Origin of the sequence: Methylobacterium sp. Leaf361 (genome assembly GCF_001424445.1) — a bacterium.
Taxonomy (GTDB): domain Bacteria; phylum Pseudomonadota; class Alphaproteobacteria; order Rhizobiales; family Beijerinckiaceae; genus Methylobacterium.
This window is the reverse complement of record NZ_LMPY01000003.1, coordinates 135,336-152,491: the sequence shown is the minus strand read 5'-3', so window position 1 is coordinate 152,491 and position 17,156 is coordinate 135,336. Positions and strand designations below refer to the sequence as shown.

Genomic DNA, 17,156 nt, shown 5'->3' with positions numbered 1-17,156 from the left:
ACCATCCGTAGCGACCGCCTCACGCCGTTAAGGCTTCCTCAAGGATGTCTCTTCTGCAGGGCTAGTGACGTCAGCACGACTGGAATGCCTCTCCGTGCCGGTCACAGTTCCGACAGAGCGCCCATCCTTCGCGAACCGCTTGTCGGCATGCGAGGCCCACTCGTCAGCAGACGGGAGGGGCAGCCCGAGCTGGCGGGCGAGCGAGACGAGGTCCTTCAAACGGCCGGTCTGGGTCTTGCGCCGCAGGTTGAGCCGATGGGTCTCCACGGTGCGCACACTCAGTGCCAAGCGCCGGGCGACCTCCTTGTTGCTGAAGCCTGCACAGAGGAAGCGTAGGACGTCGATTTCGCGGGGCGACAAACCGAAGTTGCAGCTCTGGCCCGACTCCACGGCGCCCGGCTGCTCCGGAGGAACGAGACAGGCCGCTCCCTCTACAAGGGCAAGCAGCGCTGCTCTCAGTTCCTGCTGCGAATGTGGGCGCCCGACGAACGCGTCAGCACCCGCGTCCAAAAGGGCTTTGGACTGGCTAGCGGTCAGCGCGTCAAAGATCAGTAGGATGCGCAGGTCCTGCCGACGCTTCCTTAGGCCGGCAACGCGCTCAATCCCGCCCACAAGCTTGTCCGAGCCGAGACAGATCACGGCGACCTTGGGCTCATCAGCGGCGTTCTCCAAGGCGGCCTCGCCTAGCAAGCAGACCCCGGGCAATTGCTCCAGAGCAGCACGGGCAGTTGTGCTTGGATCTTGCGGTTCATCTAGGATCAGGACGCCAACGGTCGTACTCATAACCTCGCACCTTTTGGATCGGAGTTCGATTTGTCGAACCGGGACCAGAAGCGGATTTGCGAGGAATTTTTAGATGTTTGTGGCGATCGATCATATATGCGTTAGGTATTATCCAAACGTGATTTCAGGTAAATTTGTCATATAATTGTAGTATGCTAAATTTTACGAGATTGAAATATTACACGTGGATTTATGCTGAGATATAGACCGATTTAGATCTACATGAAGTCTATGGTTGTGGCAAAGATTGTAATTAGCTATGGCTCAAGAACACCACTCAACGCGCGGTCGAATGTCGCGGTATGGGTGGGCGATCAGTGTCTGCCGTCCCGCCGAGCGCGATCTGCTTCTTCGGCAGCCACGGCTTCAACTGCCGCGATCACGTTCTCCAGCTCAGCGACCTGACGGATCGCGCTCTGCGCCGGCAGGCCGTCATGTTCGGCCATCGCCAGGATGAGAGCGCGCTGGTGCGCCTTGAGGCGTTCGAGGAGGGCGTCGAGCTTGTCGGGCATGGGCAGACCTGTAGCTGCAAGATGACGGCAGGGCCAATGCCAGCGCCTCGACACCCACCGCGATGTTCGCCATCCTGAAAATATGCTCGAGCGACAGGATCAGACCTACGACCCTCAGAAGAGGCTTGCCCCGCGAAAGGGCTTGGCCGCACATGCTCGATCTCTCGCCCTCGGCCGCCTCTCCGTCGCGTGCTGGGGACTGTCCATGTTCGTGCTCGCGAACTGCAATGCGGTCGCCGGGCCCGCAAAGGCGCCTGAAGCTGCACTGCCTCAAGATGCTACTCGCCTCGACCAAGCCGCACGGATGATCGTCCGCGTGACCCTCATCGGCCGGAACTGCGCGCCGTTCTACGCAGTCGATCAGGCCCAACTACAGGAGATCGGAACCGCCCTCTTCTCGCAGTCGCTCGACCGCTTCGGCCAGGACCGGCTGCTGAAGGCCATGAACGTCGCCGAGACCGAAGACACAGCGGCGCTCCGCGAGAGCGGTGCCGCGTTCTGGTGTCCTCTCCAGCGGGCCTACCTCAACAGCCTGAGAATGCGAGGTTTGATCGGGCGACAGCGGTAAGGGCTTGGGCCATCTGACGCTCGGACCCCGACGGCAACGCCTCAGACGCCGCGAACCCCTGCGTCGCGCAGCACCCCGTAGAACCTGCCCGGGTCGAACATCGCCTTGGCCTGCTGCAGGCCGATGGGGCTCGGCCGCCCCGGCTGGGCGAGCTGCATCCCGCCGCCCTTCTGTCCCTGCTTCTGCTGACCTGCCGCCGCAGCTTTCAGGGCGTTCCCGATCTGGGCGTACTGATTGCCCGGCTGTTGGGGCTGGGCCACCGGATCCGAGGAGAACCCGACCGGATCGGGCGCGAGCGCCATCGGCTGAGTGGACAGCGAGGCCACACCCGGCATGGCCGAAGCCTGTCCCGGCACGACTGCGCCCTGACCGACGATGCCGTTTAAGCCGAAGCCGCCGCGCTGGGCGGTCGAACCCATCGAGCCCCCGCGTGAGGCTGCCAGCGCCGGCAAGGTTCCCCCACCGCCGCCGCCGAAGCTGTTGGCGTAGGCCTGAGTCGTCGCCAGCCTGGCGGCGTTCTCACCACCGGAGCGGTTGTAGCCCGCGAACTTCCACGCATCCGCCATGAGGCGGTTGGCCTCCTGCGGGCTCTGGGCGTTCTGCAGGGCCTGCGTGAGCTGCGGGTTCTCCTGCAGCAGGAAGTTGGCCTGCGCCACCACCGGGTCGGCTGCGCCCCGCGTGAACGCCCGCATGTTGGCTAGGCGATCGGCACGCCACGAAAGGATGCCGCCTGACGTACCGGCCTGACCACTCTCGCTCGGGTCCGACCAAGAGCCCGTGATGTTCGAGGGGCTGTATCGGCTCTCATGCTGGGCATAGGCCGCGACGGCACCGAGGCCGTTCGGGTTCGTGAGACCGCCCTGCTGCAGCGTCGAGATGAACCGGCTGCGGATATCGCCCTGATCCGGGGTTGCTGCCTGCGCGCTCGACGGCCCCAGCGCGCTCAAGGCCGCCGAAGCGAGGCCCTGTGCTTCCGGCCGCACGACATCGGTCGGCGCTCCGGTCGGCGGCGTCGGCGGGGTGTAGCCCGTGAAGCCGGGCGGCGTGGCCTGCGGCACATCCTGGCCCACACCGCTCTGCGCCTGGGCCTGGGCGAGCTGCTGCGCCTGAGCCTGCTGTAGAAGCCAGTCCTGAATGGACGGGCTCAGCCCGAGATCGCCGCCCGCGAGAGACGGCAGGCCGCCATATCCACCATCACTCATCCGAAATGCCCCACAGTTGCCAAATCCGGCCCGCTGACGGTGTTCGAGGGTTTGCGACGCGGCCTAGCTGCTGATCGGCCAGACGACCCCTGCAGGCCGCTCCTGCGCCTATCGACAGAACGGAGGGGCGGGGCCACATTCTCCGACATGCGCCGCACGGCCGAGATCCTGACCACCCTCATCCTGTTCGCCGTCGTGATGTCGGCGCTCGGGTGGGCCCTGAACGTCACGGTGCCCCAGGGCGTCGATTGGATTGCAGACCGCATCGGCGATGCTGCGTTCCTCGGGATCCTCGGAGTGATCTTCATCGCGGCTGTTGCCTTTGCATGGCGCGGTCACCGCCCGAAGGCTGGCAGAGCAGCCGGGAAGTAGGGCCGCGCCCGCTCCGACTGAGACAGGAGCGCTGCCTGCGCGCCGAGCCCCGCGACCTTGCCGAGAGCCGCCGCCCGCTGCTGCATCGCCCCGCGCGCCTCGATGGCGTTCAACAGCATGTTCAGCCGGTCGCCCTGGGTGAGGGTGACGGCATCCGCGAGCTGACGGTTTCGAGCGATGTCCGCTGCCTGACCGGCGGCATTGATGCCGAACCGCGCCACCCGACCGCCCTGTGCGGCTAGCCAGCCAGCAGGGCCGCCGATCGCGCCCGCGACCGTGCCGCCGATGTCGTTGCCGAGCGTCGTGCGCGGTGCCACCCGGTCGGCCGCCTGGGTCCGCTGTGCGGTCTGCGAGCCCTCCACGATCCGACGGTTGGCCTGATCGAAGGCGGCTTCCCGGTTCACAGCCCCGACGATGCGGTCGACCGGCGCCTGACCGTGGACCTGTGCGAGGTTGGCGGTGTTCCAGCCGCCCTCCCCCTGCAGCAGGTTCTGCATCGCCGTGAGATCGTTCCGACGGGTGCCGACGGCCTGGTCAATCGCCCCACGGGTGCCGACGGCCATCGCGTCCCGCTCACCCTGAGACATGCCGGCAAGGCGCGCAGCAAGGTCGGCCGGGGGCGTGGCACCCTGCCCGCCCCGCAGAAGCTGCGACCCCGCCTCGACGGCTTCCATGCGCCGCGCGAGCGCCGCCGACACGTCGTTAGCCGCGCCGTAGCCGGGCACCTGGTCGCGCAAGACCCGGTTGAGGTCGGCTACCGTGGAGCCGAGGCCGCCCTCGCGCTGCGCCACCGACCCGCGCGGCACGCCCAGCGACTCCGCGCCGTGCTCCATCATGCCCGACAGGGCGACCTTGGCGTTCTGCAGGTTCTCCGCACTGGTCTGCGGGATGGCCGCGCCAGTCAGCGGGTGCTCGGTCATCAGCATGTTCCGCGCCTGCATCAGGGCGGCACGCTGCGGTCCCTCGGCAGTCCGGAGGCGGTCGGCGAGGTTCGCCAGCACGTCCGTCGTGTCGATCGGACCAGCGCCCCGCGCGGCATCGCCGATGGCCTGGTTGGGGATCTGCCGCGCGGAGGCGAAGGCACTGGTCGCAGTCTGCGGACTAACGGCCGGGCCGAACGCTCCGTTGATGTCGGTGGCGAGCCGGTCCGTCATGCCGGCGGCACGAGACACGATCGGCGCCGTGACGGCCTCCCGGGTCTCCGGGCGGACGGCGAGGCCCTGCGCTTGCCCCTGGAACGAGGGCGAGGCGTCGAGCAGCATCGCGTCAGATCCAAGTTCACCCATGCGGGAGCGGATCTGCGGGACGCCGCCCGAGTTGGCCGCATCCTCCGCCAGTACGCGCGTCGCGGCCGGGCCGAAACCGCTCGAAGGCCACATGCGGGAGCCGATCATCTCGTAGAAATTTCGGATCCCGGCGCCGAGAGCCGAGCCAGCGGCAGGGGCTGCACCGCCGAACGCGCCACCGATCGCAGCCCCCTTCCCGATTTCGCGCAAATCCCCACTGCTGCGCACGGCGGCATCAGATCCACCTAGAGCCAGCCCAGACGCTAGAGATGCAGCCGAACGCGCCGCAAAGCCTCCCGTCCCTGCCCCGAATGCAGCGGGAGCCGCCGCGATAAGGGGCGCGGTCCCGGCGATGCCGCCTGCAATCTCGCCGGCGGTGTTGGCGTAGGGGTGTGCGGCCTTCATGTCGGCACTGTACCGCTGCGCCTTCGCCACTTCGGTACCGTAATCCGTACCGCCCTGGTAGGACCGCAGGGCCGCGTCGGCGCGATCGATCCCGCCGAGGATGTACGGGCCCGCCACCGGGATCCCGTCGACAAAGCCACGAGCTGCAGCGTTCGCCGCGCCGGTCTCTCGTCCGGTATCAGCCCCGGTCTGAGCCGCCTTGAAAGCCGCGAACTCGGCAGGGTCGAACGCGCCCGCGGCCGGAGCCGCCAAAGCCGCCGGAGCGCCGGCAGCCTGCTTGAACGCCTCGAACTCGGCCGGATCGAAGGTGATGCCGCCCGCCATTACAGGCCCTCCTTGCGCATCTGCGCGAAGGCGTCGGCCTTCGACATGCCGCTGTTCATCAGCGCCTGGAAGCGAGCCGCGGCGCCCCCACCGGCCTGCCCCTGCTGACCGATCCGGGGCGCGGTCGGCGCGTCCGGCAGGTAGACGGACCTGCCGGGGTCGACGCCGTAGGATGTCGCGAGATTGCGATAGCGGTCGGCCACGCCCTCGGCGGTCTTGCGGGCGGTGCCGTACAGCTCGGACGCCTGGTTGAGGAAATCGCGCCGCTGGGTGTCCGTCAGGAATTCGCCGTTCAGGGCCTTGTTGTAGGCGTTCGTCACCCGCTCGGGGATGCCAGCCGCGTTCTTGGCCGTCGCGTACTCGCCCTCGCGGACCACGGAGCCGGGATCGAGCATCTTCATGTAGCCGAAGATCAACGAGATGTCGGAGGCCGGGGAGACGGAGCCAGGGTTCTCCTGCCGCTGCTTCGTCGCCGCGATCAGCCGGCCGTAGCCGTCGTGCACGTCAGCGAAGGTGCCGAGCTGCTTGGAGAACTCGCCCCGCAGCTTGGTCTCCGTGTCGTAGCCGTCGGGCTTGGCCGATGGCACCGTCAGGAGCGGCCGGAGGGAGCCGCGCTCATAGACAGTCTGCCCAGGCCTCCCCTGGATCAGCGGCGGCCCATCGTTGAACGTGACCTTCCCGTTCGGGTCGGCCCAGGCCGCCCGGGTGTCGCTGTCGGGGATCCCGACCTTGCGACGCGCCTCGATGTCGAGGAGCGGCGTCTGCTCCTTGTCGGTGGCGACGGCCTTCGCGTTCCGCTCCTTCACAGCCGGGTCAGCTTCGCCGCCGGGGATGTACTCCAGACTCTGGCCGTCGGCCGCGAGGCGGTAGCCGCTCGGCGGGCCGGCGCTCGGGCCGAGCTTCTGCCAGGTCGACGGGTCCTGATCCGGCCGGCCCAGGAACACGTTGCCCCCGACGGTAAACTGCTGCGGGTCCTTGTTGATCTGCGTCAGGAGCGACGGGTTGAGCGTGCCGGCCTCGACGGCAGCCGGGGACAGGCCCTTGCTCCGCAGGAAGGCCCGCGTCGCCTGCTGCCCCTGGATTTCATTCTGCAGCTTGTACTGCTCGAGGAGCGACTTCACCGATCCCGCCTGACTCTGCTGGTAGCCCTGCAGGCCAGCGGCGATGCCGGGGCCGAAGCCGCGGTTCGACATGAGGCCGATGCCGACGTTCAGCAGGAGGTTGCCGACGGCCGGATTGTTCAGGCCCTGCGCGAACCGCTCGAGGAAGCTCCCGCCCTGCGAAGCGCCACCGGCCGTCGGCATCTGGCCGCCACCCATCGTCGGGCCACCCATGCCGGGCGCCTGCAGCATCTTCGGCGAGCCCGAGACCGGCTGCCCCGTCAGGGGATCGAAGCTGTTCACCGGCTGCAGGTTGCTTGATGCCGGGTTGCCGGTGTCGGCTGCCGTCACCCCTGGCGCCGGAGCGACGTTCGAGCTGCCGGTCGGCCGGCGCGGGGACGATAGGGAGCCCGTCGCCGTCGGGGCGGCCAGCAGGTCGGCATCCGACGGCCGAGAGGGCGGCATCGGCACGTTGCGCGCGCCGTAGGGGTCGGCCGAGCCGGTGAAGCCGTTGGCGCCGCCGCCGAAGCCGGAGCGGTCATAGAGCAGCCGGTCAAGAGGAGAGTCGCCACCGAGCGCCGCCGCATCGGCGGGGCTAGCCTGCGCGCGTTCGAGTGCCTGCGTCTGGTCCTCGTTCATGGCGATGGACGGCTGCCGCTTGTCGACGGAGCCGACGCCGTGGCCGGACGTATCGTCGCCAGCCCCACGGATCGGGAGCGGCTGCGCCGGAGACGGGGACGGGCTGAGCCCCATCGTGGGAGCGGGCGCTTGCGGGTCGAGACCTTGCGGGGACATCCGCAACTGCTCGAGGAGGCTCCCCAGATCGAAGCTGCCGAGATCACCGAGGAAGGAAGGACCGCCGCTCATCCGCGTGCCCCTGTGTTCGAGAGAAGGGAGAAGGCGCCGAGCATCAGGCTGAGCCTGCGGTGGAGATCAGGACCCCGTAGCGGCCAGCGAGATCGGTCGCGTTCGCGTCGAGCTGCCCAAGGGCGCTGAACAGACCGCAGAGGTCCTGCACTGAGCCGCCCGTTTCGAGGTTACAGGCGGCCAAGCCGGCGACGCCCTGGATGCCCCGGAGAAGGGTCGCCAGTTCGGTCCGGCAGGCCAGCGTCTGCATCTCATGCGCGGACAGCCCCGACAGATCGATAGGGGCATCCTGCGCGCCCTCGGGTGCGTCGACCTCGCCCATCACGCAGCCCTCGCAATGGCGACGCTCGGCCGGCCGTCGGCGGCAACAGCCAGCGAGCGCGCTACATCGGCGGTGCCAACCGAACCGATGGAGCTAAAGACTTGTCCGACGACCCCAAACCCGCCAGCCCCAAACTTGTACCGCTGCGCGAACCCGAGCATGTGCCCGTCCGCGTCGTGAACCGCGCCATCAGCATTGATTGGATTGGGAGCCAGTTCGATGTGGTGCTCGGCACGACGATGATCGGCGTCACGCCAAGCGGTGAGCCCGAAGAGCAGATGGTCATTGCTGCTCGTCTGCGCTTTGATCTGGAAATGGCTCGCATCCTCCACGATCGGCTGACGCATGCGATCGGCGCTGTGACGCCACCGCCCAAAGAGCAGGTGAATTAGGAAGGCTCGACCCATCACGCGGCAGCCTGCAACGGCATCGCCGACGCGGCAGGCGTGGGCGAGTGGGGCGGACCATCGGGGTCCACGATCGCGGCGACGGCCTTGCGCACGAGCGCGCTGGCCGTGGTGCCCTCGCGCCGCGCGGCGCCATGCAGGGCCGCATGCAGCTCGCGGTCGGTCCGGACGATCAGAATAGTATCGAGGTTGAGCGGTCGCATGGGCGCCTCACTTTCCAGATTGGGAAAGTAGAGGACTGATCGCTCATGTATATACGAAGTCGAAAACCCCGATGTCTTTGTGGTTCGCTGGGTTACGCTGCGTCAGCACCCACCAAATTTCTTAGTAGCTTGGCCTTCTCGGCAGCAGGATCCGCATCGGACTCGCTGGCCGAGCCAAGTTCTGCAGCGCGCTGGTTCAGCCACTCCTCAACGGCGGGATTGTCCTGCGACGCGGCAAGCAGGCGGCCGTAGAGCGCCCCTGTTTCCTGGGCCTTCTTGAGGTCAGCCAGCTCGATGCCCGAGCCGGCTATGTTGAGCGGGTGCTTGAGAAAGATGGTGTCCATCACGGCCTCAACGCCTGATCTGAACGCCATGCGAGCGAAGACGTCGGTCTTCCAGCTCTTGTTCAGGTACGACATCGCGGCACCAACTGCAGTCGTCATGCTGCGGAACATCGACTCCGTGTCGCTGTCGATCATCTTGCTGATCGGGTTCTTCTTCAGGTCGGCCTCGTACTTGTCCATCGCGAAGCTGAATTCCAGCCGCGCCTCGATCTCCTGGGAGACGGAGCGTCCACTCTGCCGAGCGGCTTCCTCAATGCGGCTCCTGCCTTCCAGCGTCGTCCGAAACCCCATCGCATGACGGCGGCCCTCGGTATCCGGCAGCTTCGCTGGCATCGGCCTCTCCTGTCGTCTGCGTCGCTCTGCGTCTCCCCTGTACGGCTAACCCACGGACGCTACGCCCGTCAATGACATTTCGTTACACGGGTGAGAACGTATGTCTGGCAGTACCGTTAGATCTGTGCGAACAAATGCGCGAGACGGATGTCGACGGAGGCACCCCATGCAGGCATGCGATAACGGAATGGCCGAGGCCAAGACGAATGCAACGGCACCGCGCCAGACGACCGGCGACGTGTTCTCCAGGATCCGAGAGGGGAAGAACGTGCGCGTCGCCCCGCTCGCAGAGGCAATCGGTATGAGCCGCGGCGGGCTCTACGGCGCCATCGAGGCCGGCGATGTGGAGGCGGTGAAGATCGGCCGCGCCGTGTTCGTGCCGGCGCATGTCGCCCGTCGGCTGCTCGGCATGAAGTCCGAGCCGATCGCCGCCTGATCCCGCTTTCCGCGGGCAAGCCCCGCGGGCCGCTCCTCCCGCGTCGAGGCGGCCGACGCTCAGACAGGACCCCAGACATGAGAAACCCCGCGCATCGCGGGGCGACGGCAGGGCTCTCGAATGCAGCTGTGGCGGCTTGCGAAGAGAGATCTACGGCGCTTCGCCCCCTTCGGCAAGACCTGTTTCTTGCCAGACGCTTCGGCCTTCCACCGGCTACGGCCGCAGCGGTCGCCGAGTTGGCCTTCCCTCGTCTCGACCACTGGAACGCCCGAGCATGACGGCGCCTCTCACCACCTCGCGCGCCGGAGACGGCGCGCCCCTCGCCCTCGCATTCGAAGCTGCCGCTGAGGCCGCCGAGATCGCCCGCACCTACAGCGAGACAGCCACCGCCTTCGCTTTGATCGGTGATCGGAGAGGGCTGGCCTACGCCCTGCGGTGCGCCAGCGCCGCGCTCCTCACTGCGAGCCAAGCCGTTGAGACTATGCGCCCCAACGACGGGAGCGGCCGATGACACTGCAGCTCAACCGCTGGCAGCGCCGGAAGATGAAGCGGCTGACCGAAGAGGCAGACAGCGCCGTGGAGGGCGACCGGCGGTTTTTCGATCGCCACCACGCCCGCACCTACCGCCTACGCCTCGCCTCCCAGGCGGAGCGCCAACAGATCGAGCTCATCCAAGGCGGCAGCCTCAACCTCACACCGGATCAGGCCGCGTTCGTCGTGATGAAGCAGCTCGCCCCCGGCGTGCGGCTCAAGGCTACGGTTATCGGCCCCCGTGAGAGCATCGGCGAGGATTTTACCGACGCCGAGGCCGGATCCGTGTTCGAGGGCTACGCTGACATCCATCCCGAGATGCGCCAGCGCGAAGCGATGATGCGCGCCGTCTATGTGCGCCTCGGCGGCACTCCACCCGATCAACAGGAAGGAGGACCGCAGCTATGACAAACAGGCTGGCGCTCGACCTTCGCCCTTCAGCGTACCTCTCACGCGCCAGCCTCGCGCGCGAACTCGATATCTCGGAGAGCACAGTCGACGAGATGGTCAGACGCCGCGTGCTGCCGCGACCGCTCGCGCTCTCGCGCGGGTGCGTCCGGTGGTGCTGGCAAGACGTTCAGGACGCGCTTGCCCACCTCGGCGGTGCCGAGGACAGTTCCTCCTCCGATCCGTTTATGGAGGGCGCGCGCCATGCCACGCAGACGCAGGAGGGCCGTCGTGACCCTCCCTAAGGGCGTTCACAAAATTATCTCGCGCGGGCGCGAGTACTACTACTTCCAGGCTGGGCGCGGCACCGAACGCGCCGGCTCACGCATCCGTCTGCCTAACGACCCACAGACCCCTGAGTTTTGGATTGCAGTCCGCCAAGCTCAGGGAATGGACGCTGCGACAGGCACGGGCACTGTCAATGCTCTGATCGATGCCTACGAAACCTCACCGGCCTTCCTCGATCCCGAAATTCTATCGGATGGTACGCGCGCGCTGTATCGTCGCATGCTGCGTATCGCACGGACCGCATGGGGCGAGTTGCCGGCTGCCAAACTGCGACCGGTCCACGTGCAAGCCGTCATGGATGGCTTCGCCAAATCGAAGGGCAAAGCCAATACTTTCCTTGGCACGATGCGAGCACTCTCGGGCTGGGCTCGCGCCCGCGGCCAGCTCGACGATAGCCTCACCGAGGGTGTGAAGCCTTACCCGGTGACCGGCGGCCACAAGCCTTGGACGACGGCACAGATCGCCTCAGCGCTCGACGAGCTGAGCGGCACCATTCGTCGGGGCGTGTTCCTATACCTTTATACGGGACAGCGCGGCTCGGATGTCGTGCGGCTAGGCTGGACCGATGTGGACGAAGGCGGGTTCACGATCCGCCAGCGCAAGACCGGTCGCGAGGTCTGGTGCCCGATCGTGCCGGAACTGGCTGCTGAGATGGCTGACTGGGAACGACGGCCCGGGCCGTTCCTGCTTCAGCCGAACGGCAGGCCCTACAGCCGCAAGCGCTTTTCCATCCACTTCGCCGAAGCGCGCGAGAACATTCCAGCTCTAGCGGGCGTGACGCTTCACGGTCTGCGCTGCACGGCTGTGGTCCGGCTGCGCCGTCTCGGCCTCTCAGTCGGGCAGATCGGGGACATCAGCGGGATGAGCCTCGCGATGATCGAGCGGTACTGCCGCTTTGCCGACAAGAAGGCCAGCGGCAAGGCCGCTCTCCTTACCCTCGGCAGAACGGCTGAAGAACCCAGCTGTAAAACGCTGGAAAACCGTAAAACAAATTCTCTTTAATCGGAACATCTTAGGAGCCAGAGGATGAACTCGCACAGCTCGTCCTCCAGCGCCGGGAAGGCGCCGACGTGGTGGACCAGCCCGCGGGCGTAGAGCAGCGAGACCGGCTCGGCGCGCAGGTACTTGCCTCGCGTGGCGTGGACCCGGGTCACCGGCACGGCGGGGTCGCACTGGCCCAGCACGGCGGCGGCCATCTCGCCCCCTTGGTTGACCTCGACCACGAGGGCGTCGGCCCGGAGCCGGTGGTAGAGCGCCAGCGCCGCGGCCGCCCAGGCCTGCGGGGTGGCGCGGGCGAGGCTCGCGTCGGCCAGCACGTAGGCGTGCCCGCCCGCGCGCCCGGCCGCCACGATCCCGCAGGCATCCGAGCGCGCGCCCGAGGCGGCGGGGGGATCCACCGCCACGACGATCCGCCCGAGATCGGGCGCCGCGGCGAGGCGGCCGGCCTCCAGGGCCGCGCGCGTCCACAGGCCGTCGTCCCGGTCGGCGATGAGCTCGCCGTCGAGTTCCTGCCGGCCGAGCCGCGTGCCGGCGTAGCGCCCGACCACCTGCTGGAGGAAGTCGGGCGCGAGATGCGCGGCGTTGTCGTGGGTCCGGGCACGGCTCACCACCGTGCGCGGGTCGGCGAGCAGGCGGCGGATCAGCGGCACCGGCCGGGGCGTCGTCGTCACGAGGTTGCGCGGCCGGGTGCCGAGGCGCAGGCCGAACTGCAGCATGTCGAAGGCCGCCTCGGGCCGGCGCCACTTGGCGGCCTCGTCGCACCACGCGGCGCCGAATTGCGGGCCGCGCAGCGCGTCGGGCTCCTCCGCCGAGAAGGCGAGCGCGACGGCGCCGTTGCTCCACTCCACCCGGCGGCGGCTCGGCGACCAGGTGGGCCGGGCCCGTCCCCGCGCCGGCAGGCCGAGGAGGCCGGAGGGTCCCTCGACCATCACGTCGCGCACGTCGAGATGGGTCTCGCCCACCAGGGCGATCCGCCCGACCGGCGCGCCCGCGAAGGCCGGGTCGCCGCGCGCGAGGGCGTCGACCCACTCGGCCCCGGTGCGGGTCTTGCCGCTGCCGCGGCCGCCGATCACCGCCCAGGTGGTCCAGGGCGCCGCGTCGGGCGGTGGCAGCTGGTCCGGCCGGGCCTGGTGCAGCCAGTCGCCCGCGAGCGCCCGGAGGAGGTCCGGCGGCAGCGTCTCGAGGAAGTCAGGCAGCCGCCCGGCCGCCGACAAAGCCAGCAACGCGTCGCGCGATCTCCGCGCGCAGGGCGGGCAGGTCGGGCTCGGTGTCGGGTCCGGTGCCGAGTTCGGTGTCGCGTCCGGTGCCATTGCCCCCCTCCCCCGCGGCGCCGCGCGCGCCCTCCGCATCCACCGTGTCGAGGAGCCGCTTGAGGCCGCCGAGGTCGCGCAGGATTCGAGCGGAGTCGCCCGCGCCCGCCCCCACCCCGCTCAGAGCCGCGTCGAAGGCGGCAATCTGCCGGGCGATGTGGGCGCGCAGACGCGCCCGCAGGGTCGCCGGGTCGGCCGCGGGGTCGCCGCGCCCGGTGACCGCCGGCGGCAGGTCAGCCCCGAAGGCCGTGGCCATCATCGCCGGGTCGAGCCGGCCGAGACCGAGGATCTCGGTGACGTCGCCGGGATCGGCGCCAGGCGTGCACAGCAGGCGGATCAGGGCGGCCCGGCGCGCCGCCGGCCAGCGCCCCGTCAGGAGCCGCGGCCGGTGCTGCCGCGGCCTCGGCCAGCCGGCCCGGGCGTTCCAGGTGTGCACGGTCTTCGGGTGGACGCCGAGACGGGCCGCGATCGCGTCGCACGTCAGGTCGGTCTCGCGCAGGAGCGTCAGGGCCTCGGCGCGGCTGTCCGCCCCGCTGGGAGGGGGTGGCCACATCGGGGTCTCTCCGCACACGTCTCGACCGTGCCTGGTTGATACCCCGGCAGCGCGCCGGTGTCAAGCGTAAATTCCTATTTCTAGGCTGATCTAGGACTTAAGGCATCGTTCGGTCTCAGCCCTCCCAGTGCGCCACGCCGCCGTGACCCGAGCAGGTGCCTCGACGGGTGTGGCTGAAGCTCCACGTGCCGTCCCGGCACTTGGCCGTGGCGCCCGCGGGCTTCCTGCCGTCGAGGCTCTTGGCCGGCCGGTGGACGTCGGACCCGTCCCGGCTGCGGTAATGGCCGTGGCGGTCGAGGTTCCGGTCGTCGGGCTCCGAGAACGGCCGGGCGACGGCGCCGCCCGACAGGCCGAGGAGGACGAGGCCGGCGAGCACCGGCCAGCGGGCGGCGTTCGTCGCGGTCGGGACAGGCAGCACGGCACCCTCAAGGTTGTATCATCTGCCAAGAGACACAACCGGGTCGGGGCGTCACGAACTATCTGTGGTTATCCAGAAGCCAGCTACAGGTTGTGCGCGCGGGTCACGGGCTGCGCGCGGGCCGGACCTCGGCCGGGGTCGCCCGACCGGCTCTCCGCCGCGTCCGCGCGCCCGGTGCGGCCCCGCACGTCGGCGGGATGCTGAACGGGCTCGAAAGGTATTGCCGCTAATGTCCCGGTGAATGGCGGATCTGAACGCGGTTCAGGACCGGAACGGCCGTCCGGTCGACACGTTGACCGGCGCCATCCGCACGCAGGCGTCGCCTTTCACGCAGTTCGTCAGAGTGAATCGGGTACAGAATGGTCGGTGAGCCACCAGGGTCCGGCGCGGAAGACCCGCTGGGCAACGGCCCCGCGGGGGATCCTGGTCGGGGCCCGGCGCAGGGCACCGCGGAAGCCGCCGCCCTCAGCGACAGCTTCAGGCGATTCGCCGACGTGGTGCCGCTGATGATGTGGCGCTCGGACGATGCCGGTCAGGCGATCCACCACAACGAGTGCTGGCTGGAATTCACCGGGCGCCCCCTGGAGGCGGAGCTCGGCCTGGGCTGGCGCAGCGGGCTGCATCCCGAGGATTTCGAGCGGCACGCCCGGATCGTCGCCGAGGCGTTCGAGGCGCGGGCACCCTTCACCGTCGAGTTCCGCCTCCGGCGGCACGACGGCGAGTACCGCTGGCTGCTCGACACCGCCCGCCCCCTCGTGGAGGACGGCCGGTTCCAGGGCTATCTCGGCTCCTGCTTCGACATCACCGACCGCAAGCACGCGGAGGAGCACATCGAGCACGCGCTGGCCGAGAAGGAGGCGCTGCTGGCCGAGGTCTACCATCGGGTCCGCAACAACCTCCAGGTGATGGTCAGCCTGATCGGCCTCTACGGGCGGGCGGCCCCCGACCCCTGCCGCGGCAGCTTCGAGGCGCTGGGCCAGCGGGTCCGGGCGATCGCGCTGGTGCAGCAGCACCTGCACGAGGCGCCGCACATCGCGTCGATCGACCTCAAGGACTACCTGCACCGCCTCGCCTCCGGGCTCGGGCAGCTCCGGCGGGCCGGGCGGATCGGCGTCCAGGTCGGCGGCTCGGGGAACGGTCTCGTGGAGCCGCGCACCGCCAACGCCCTGGGCATGATCGTCGCGGAGATCGTGGCCGAGTGCCTGGACGCCACCGCCGAGCACGTCGCCTGCGCCATCGCCATCGACATCGAGGCCGCCGCGCCGCTGCGCCTCTCGATCGTCTCGAAGGTGAGCGACACGGCCGAGTCGGGCCGACCGAACGTCCCGAAGCTCGGCCCCCGCCTCATCGCCGCCTACGCGGCCCAGGCGGAGATCAGCGTCGCGGGCGATGCCAGCCCGGGCGACCCCCTGTGGCTGACCCTGCCGGCGGCGCGCCCCGGCCCGCAATGAGCGCCCGCGGCGCCGGACCCCGTCGCCACAACGGCGCGGCCGGCCTATAGCGGCCCAGACCTTTCCGGACCCGGCCGAGCATGCTCCCTCCCATCGACACCATCATCGAGAATTTCGAGATCGTCGAAGACGACGACATGCGGCTCGAGTACCTGATCGAGCTCGGCCGCGCCCTGCCGCCGATGCCCGAATCGGAGCGGACCGAGGCGAACCGCGTCCACGGCTGCGAGAGCCAGGTCTGGATCGACACGCGGGCGGAGCCGGCGGACGGCACGCCGCGCCTCGTCCTGCACGGCTTCAGCGACTCGTTCATCGTCCGCGGCTTCGTGGCGCTGATGATCGCGCTCTACACCGGCAAGACGCCCCAGGAGGCCGCCGAGACCGACGGCCTCGACCTTTTCCGGCAGCTCCGCTTCGGCGCCCACGTCACGTCGAAGCGCTCCAACGGCGTCCGGGCGATGGCGGAGCGCATCCACCGCGACGCGGTCCGGCTCGCCGCCGAGGCCTGAGCGGCCTCACCCGCGCCAGAGGCGCAGGCGGGCCCGGTCCGGACCGGTCGCCTCCCGTTCCAGCCCGTAATGCTCGGCCAGCCGCCCCAGGGCGATGCGGGCCACGACCTTGGCGGAGCGGGCCGGCCAGCGGCGCTCGGCCTCGATCCGTTCCAGGCCCTTCAGGAATCCGCAGAGGTCGATCAGCAGGCCCGAGAGGTCGCTCCCGACCGCGTCGAGGGCGCCGCGCACCCGCTGCCGGGCCGCGATCACGTGGTCGGCCGCGGAGGCCGGGTCGCGCGGGCCGCCGCCGTCGATCCGGGGCGCCCCGAGATCCGCGCCCATCCGCGGCAGCAGGGCGGCGGTGGTGATGTCCCGCCGCAGCCGCTCCCCGGCCTCGAAGGCGGCCGCGTCGATGAGCAGCGCGCCGTCCCGGTCGCGTCGGCGCACCATCCAGGTCAGGGGATTCTCGGCGGCGTTGCGCAGGGTCGGCCCGGCGCCGCCCTCCACGACGGCGAGATCGCGGTGCTGGTTCGCGAAGGCGAGGTCGCCCGGCCGGGCCTCCCGGCGCAGGCGCGCCCGCCCGGCCTCGCTGATCGTCAGGCGTGTGCCGGCCGCGTTCCACGTCGCCAGATCGGCCGCCGCCAGGGCGCGCCCGGAGGCGGCCGCGAAGCGGCCGCTCCCCACCGAGATCCCGTCGCCGCCGCGCCGGGCGACCAGCGCGTCCTCGACCAGGGGGTCGGGCCGCGCGTAGGCGCCGGGCTCCCCGAGCCGCGCCAGCAGGCGCACCGCCTCCGCCGGGAGATCCCCCGGAGCGGCGCCGCGGCGACGCGTCCCCGCGGAGGCGGAACGGCCGCCCTTCACTCGCATGTTCATTTTTTGTTCCGTGTGTGCTACGACGGACGTGCGAAGCCTCCAGTGTCTCAGGAAAAATCAGAAGGTCAAGGCTTTTTTACCTACAACCCACAGCTATCTAGCGACGGCCGCGCGCGTCGGCGGCCGGTGCAGGATGTCGGCGATCTCGCCCTCCGACTTGCCGCGGACCTCGTAGCCCATCGCCTCGAACCGGTCGATCAGCGCGGCGCTCTCGGTGGCGGAGCGCGCCGCCCAGGCGGCGAGGATGTCGTTCACCCGCTCCAGGTCAGCGGCGGGGTGATCGTCCTGCGGATCCGGCTGCGGATCGGGGATCGCGTCCATGTCGGCACCT

Annotated in this window: 21 protein-coding genes; 8 read left to right on the top strand and 13 right to left on the bottom strand. The window is 69.3% G+C overall.

The features are described from left to right. Window positions 1-27 precede the first annotated feature (27 nt). Entirely contained in the window at window positions 28-672 is a 645-nt protein-coding gene (locus ASG32_RS04390) for a response regulator transcription factor (protein ID WP_244491798.1), read from the bottom strand. Between the two features lie 425 nt (window positions 673-1,097). Further along, window positions 1,098-1,295 (bottom strand): hypothetical protein, encoded by a 198-nt coding sequence (locus ASG32_RS04385; RefSeq protein ID WP_056522997.1) that lies wholly within the window; start codon window positions 1,293-1,295, stop codon window positions 1,098-1,100. A 205-nt stretch (window positions 1,296-1,500) separates the two neighbouring features. Here ASG32_RS04385 and ASG32_RS04380 point away from each other — a divergent pair, with 205 nt between their 5' ends. Next, window positions 1,501-1,863, top strand: a complete 363-nt coding sequence (locus ASG32_RS04380; protein ID WP_157861895.1) for a hypothetical protein — start codon at window positions 1,501-1,503, stop codon at window positions 1,861-1,863. A gap of 41 nt (window positions 1,864-1,904) precedes the next feature. Here ASG32_RS04380 and ASG32_RS04375 read toward each other — a convergent pair whose 3' ends face one another. Then, entirely contained in the window at window positions 1,905-3,065 is a 1,161-nt protein-coding gene (locus tag ASG32_RS04375; RefSeq protein ID WP_244491797.1) for a hypothetical protein, read from the bottom strand. Between the two features lie 147 nt (window positions 3,066-3,212). Between ASG32_RS04375 and ASG32_RS04370 the strand changes: the two genes are divergently transcribed. After that, window positions 3,213-3,437, top strand: a complete 225-nt coding sequence (locus ASG32_RS04370) for a hypothetical protein (RefSeq protein WP_056522995.1) — start codon at window positions 3,213-3,215, stop codon at window positions 3,435-3,437. Here ASG32_RS04370 and ASG32_RS04365 read toward each other — a convergent pair. The 3 genes from ASG32_RS04365 to ASG32_RS04355 are packed head-to-tail and all read right to left on the bottom strand — an operon-like array spanning window position 3,401 to window position 7,741. Continuing rightward, window positions 3,401-5,452, bottom strand: a complete 2,052-nt coding sequence (locus ASG32_RS04365) for a hypothetical protein (RefSeq protein ID WP_056522993.1) — start codon at window positions 5,450-5,452, stop codon at window positions 3,401-3,403. The genes ASG32_RS04370 and ASG32_RS04365 overlap by 37 nt on opposite strands. Beyond that, on the bottom strand, window positions 5,452-7,419 hold the full coding sequence (locus tag ASG32_RS04360) for a hypothetical protein (protein ID WP_056522991.1): 1,968 nt from the start codon (window positions 7,417-7,419) through the stop codon (window positions 5,452-5,454). The genes ASG32_RS04365 and ASG32_RS04360 overlap by 1 nt, the downstream gene beginning before the upstream one ends. Window positions 7,420-7,462: 43 nt before the next feature. Further along, window positions 7,463-7,741, bottom strand: a complete 279-nt coding sequence (locus ASG32_RS04355; protein WP_056522986.1) for a hypothetical protein — start codon at window positions 7,739-7,741, stop codon at window positions 7,463-7,465. 101 nt (window positions 7,742-7,842) lie between these two features. On the opposite strand from ASG32_RS04355, the gene ASG32_RS33665 reads away from it, so the two are divergent. Continuing rightward, a complete protein-coding gene (locus tag ASG32_RS33665; protein ID WP_157861894.1) occupies window positions 7,843-8,133 on the top strand; it encodes a hypothetical protein in 291 nt (96 codons plus the stop codon). A gap of 14 nt (window positions 8,134-8,147) precedes the next feature. Here ASG32_RS33665 and ASG32_RS04345 read toward each other — a convergent pair whose 3' ends face one another. Together ASG32_RS04345 and ASG32_RS04340 are read right to left on the bottom strand one after the other, a co-directional pair. After that, a complete protein-coding gene (locus ASG32_RS04345) occupies window positions 8,148-8,351 on the bottom strand; it encodes a hypothetical protein (protein WP_056522983.1) in 204 nt (67 codons plus the stop codon). A gap of 92 nt (window positions 8,352-8,443) precedes the next feature. Continuing rightward, window positions 8,444-9,028 (bottom strand): hypothetical protein, encoded by a 585-nt coding sequence (locus ASG32_RS04340; protein WP_056522981.1) that lies wholly within the window; start codon window positions 9,026-9,028, stop codon window positions 8,444-8,446. 187 nt (window positions 9,029-9,215) lie between these two features. Between ASG32_RS04340 and ASG32_RS04335 the strand changes: the two genes are divergently transcribed. The 3 genes from ASG32_RS04335 to ASG32_RS04315 all read left to right on the top strand — a co-directional run bounded on the left by ASG32_RS04335 (window position 9,216) and on the right by ASG32_RS04315 (window position 11,732). Further along, window positions 9,216-9,464 carry a hypothetical protein gene (locus tag ASG32_RS04335; protein ID WP_056522979.1) on the top strand — a complete coding sequence of 83 codons (249 nt, stop codon included), beginning with the start codon at window positions 9,216-9,218 and terminating at the stop codon, window positions 9,462-9,464. Between the two features lie 507 nt (window positions 9,465-9,971). Further along, window positions 9,972-10,403, top strand: coding sequence for a hypothetical protein (locus ASG32_RS04325; RefSeq protein WP_056522975.1), 432 nt, complete (start codon window positions 9,972-9,974; stop codon window positions 10,401-10,403). A gap of 270 nt (window positions 10,404-10,673) precedes the next feature. Further along, complete coding sequence (locus ASG32_RS04315) at window positions 10,674-11,732, top strand: tyrosine-type recombinase/integrase (RefSeq protein ID WP_244491796.1); 1,059 nt, start codon at window positions 10,674-10,676, stop codon at window positions 11,730-11,732. Here the strand turns inward: ASG32_RS04315 and ASG32_RS04310 are convergent. The 3 genes from ASG32_RS04310 to ASG32_RS04300 all read right to left on the bottom strand — a co-directional run bounded on the left by ASG32_RS04310 (window position 11,729) and on the right by ASG32_RS04300 (window position 14,010). Next, on the bottom strand, window positions 11,729-12,943 hold the full coding sequence (locus ASG32_RS04310; RefSeq protein WP_244491811.1) for a terminase family protein: 1,215 nt from the start codon (window positions 12,941-12,943) through the stop codon (window positions 11,729-11,731). The two genes, ASG32_RS04315 and ASG32_RS04310, sit on opposite strands and share 4 nt — an antisense overlap. Next, window positions 12,918-13,592 (bottom strand): helix-turn-helix domain-containing protein, encoded by a 675-nt coding sequence (locus ASG32_RS04305; RefSeq protein WP_056522970.1) that lies wholly within the window; start codon window positions 13,590-13,592, stop codon window positions 12,918-12,920. Before ASG32_RS04305 ends, ASG32_RS04310 begins: the two co-directional genes overlap by 26 nt. Before the next feature lie 115 nt (window positions 13,593-13,707). Further along, the gene (locus ASG32_RS04300; protein ID WP_020090931.1) at window positions 13,708-14,010 is read right to left on the bottom strand and encodes a DUF3761 domain-containing protein; all 303 of its coding nucleotides are present in this window, start codon (window positions 14,008-14,010) and stop codon (window positions 13,708-13,710) included. Window positions 14,011-14,369: 359 nt separating this feature from the next. On the opposite strand from ASG32_RS04300, the gene ASG32_RS04295 reads away from it, so the two are divergent. Further along, on the top strand, window positions 14,370-15,461 hold the full coding sequence (locus ASG32_RS04295; RefSeq protein WP_199866079.1) for a PAS domain-containing protein: 1,092 nt from the start codon (window positions 14,370-14,372) through the stop codon (window positions 15,459-15,461). Window positions 15,462-15,541: 80 nt separating this feature from the next. Then, the gene (locus tag ASG32_RS04290) at window positions 15,542-15,970 is read left to right on the top strand and encodes a SufE family protein (protein WP_020090933.1); all 429 of its coding nucleotides are present in this window, start codon (window positions 15,542-15,544) and stop codon (window positions 15,968-15,970) included. A gap of 6 nt (window positions 15,971-15,976) precedes the next feature. Here the strand turns inward: ASG32_RS04290 and ASG32_RS04285 are convergent, their stop codons facing one another. Both ASG32_RS04285 and ASG32_RS04280 read right to left on the bottom strand, forming a co-directional pair. Next, window positions 15,977-16,825, bottom strand: a complete 849-nt coding sequence (locus ASG32_RS04285; protein ID WP_199866078.1) for a DUF6456 domain-containing protein — start codon at window positions 16,823-16,825, stop codon at window positions 15,977-15,979. A 93-nt stretch (window positions 16,826-16,918) separates the two neighbouring features. After that, window positions 16,919-17,146 (bottom strand): hypothetical protein, encoded by a 228-nt coding sequence (locus ASG32_RS04280; RefSeq protein WP_020090935.1) that lies wholly within the window; start codon window positions 17,144-17,146, stop codon window positions 16,919-16,921. Window positions 17,147-17,156: the final 10 nt, after the last annotated feature.

Coding starts and splice junctions, on each gene's coding strand:
- ASG32_RS04385 (WP_056522997.1), bottom strand. CDS start 1,295: ATGCCCGACAAGCTCGACGCCCTCCTCGAACGCCTCAAGGCGCACCAG.
- ASG32_RS04380 (WP_157861895.1), top strand. CDS start 1,501: ATGTTCGTGCTCGCGAACTGCAATGCGGTCGCCGGGCCCGCAAAGGCG.
- ASG32_RS04375 (WP_244491797.1), bottom strand. CDS start 3,065: ATGAGTGATGGTGGATATGGCGGCCTGCCGTCTCTCGCGGGCGGCGAT.
- ASG32_RS04370 (WP_056522995.1), top strand. CDS start 3,213: ATGCGCCGCACGGCCGAGATCCTGACCACCCTCATCCTGTTCGCCGTC.
- ASG32_RS04365 (WP_056522993.1), bottom strand. CDS start 5,452: ATGGCGGGCGGCATCACCTTCGATCCGGCCGAGTTCGAGGCGTTCAAG.
- ASG32_RS04360 (WP_056522991.1), bottom strand. CDS start 7,419: ATGAGCGGCGGTCCTTCCTTCCTCGGTGATCTCGGCAGCTTCGATCTG.
- ASG32_RS04355 (WP_056522986.1), bottom strand. CDS start 7,741: ATGGGCGAGGTCGACGCACCCGAGGGCGCGCAGGATGCCCCTATCGAT.
- ASG32_RS04345 (WP_056522983.1), bottom strand. CDS start 8,351: ATGCGACCGCTCAACCTCGATACTATTCTGATCGTCCGGACCGACCGC.
- ASG32_RS04340 (WP_056522981.1), bottom strand. CDS start 9,028: ATGCCAGCGAAGCTGCCGGATACCGAGGGCCGCCGTCATGCGATGGGG.
- ASG32_RS04335 (WP_056522979.1), top strand. CDS start 9,216: ATGGCCGAGGCCAAGACGAATGCAACGGCACCGCGCCAGACGACCGGC.
- ASG32_RS04325 (WP_056522975.1), top strand. CDS start 9,972: ATGACACTGCAGCTCAACCGCTGGCAGCGCCGGAAGATGAAGCGGCTG.
- ASG32_RS04305 (WP_056522970.1), bottom strand. CDS start 13,592: ATGTGGCCACCCCCTCCCAGCGGGGCGGACAGCCGCGCCGAGGCCCTG.
- ASG32_RS04295 (WP_199866079.1), top strand. CDS start 14,370: ATGGTCGGTGAGCCACCAGGGTCCGGCGCGGAAGACCCGCTGGGCAAC.
- ASG32_RS04290 (WP_020090933.1), top strand. CDS start 15,542: ATGCTCCCTCCCATCGACACCATCATCGAGAATTTCGAGATCGTCGAA.
- ASG32_RS04285 (WP_199866078.1), bottom strand. CDS start 16,825: ATGAACATGCGAGTGAAGGGCGGCCGTTCCGCCTCCGCGGGGACGCGT.
- ASG32_RS04280 (WP_020090935.1), bottom strand. CDS start 17,146: ATGGACGCGATCCCCGATCCGCAGCCGGATCCGCAGGACGATCACCCC.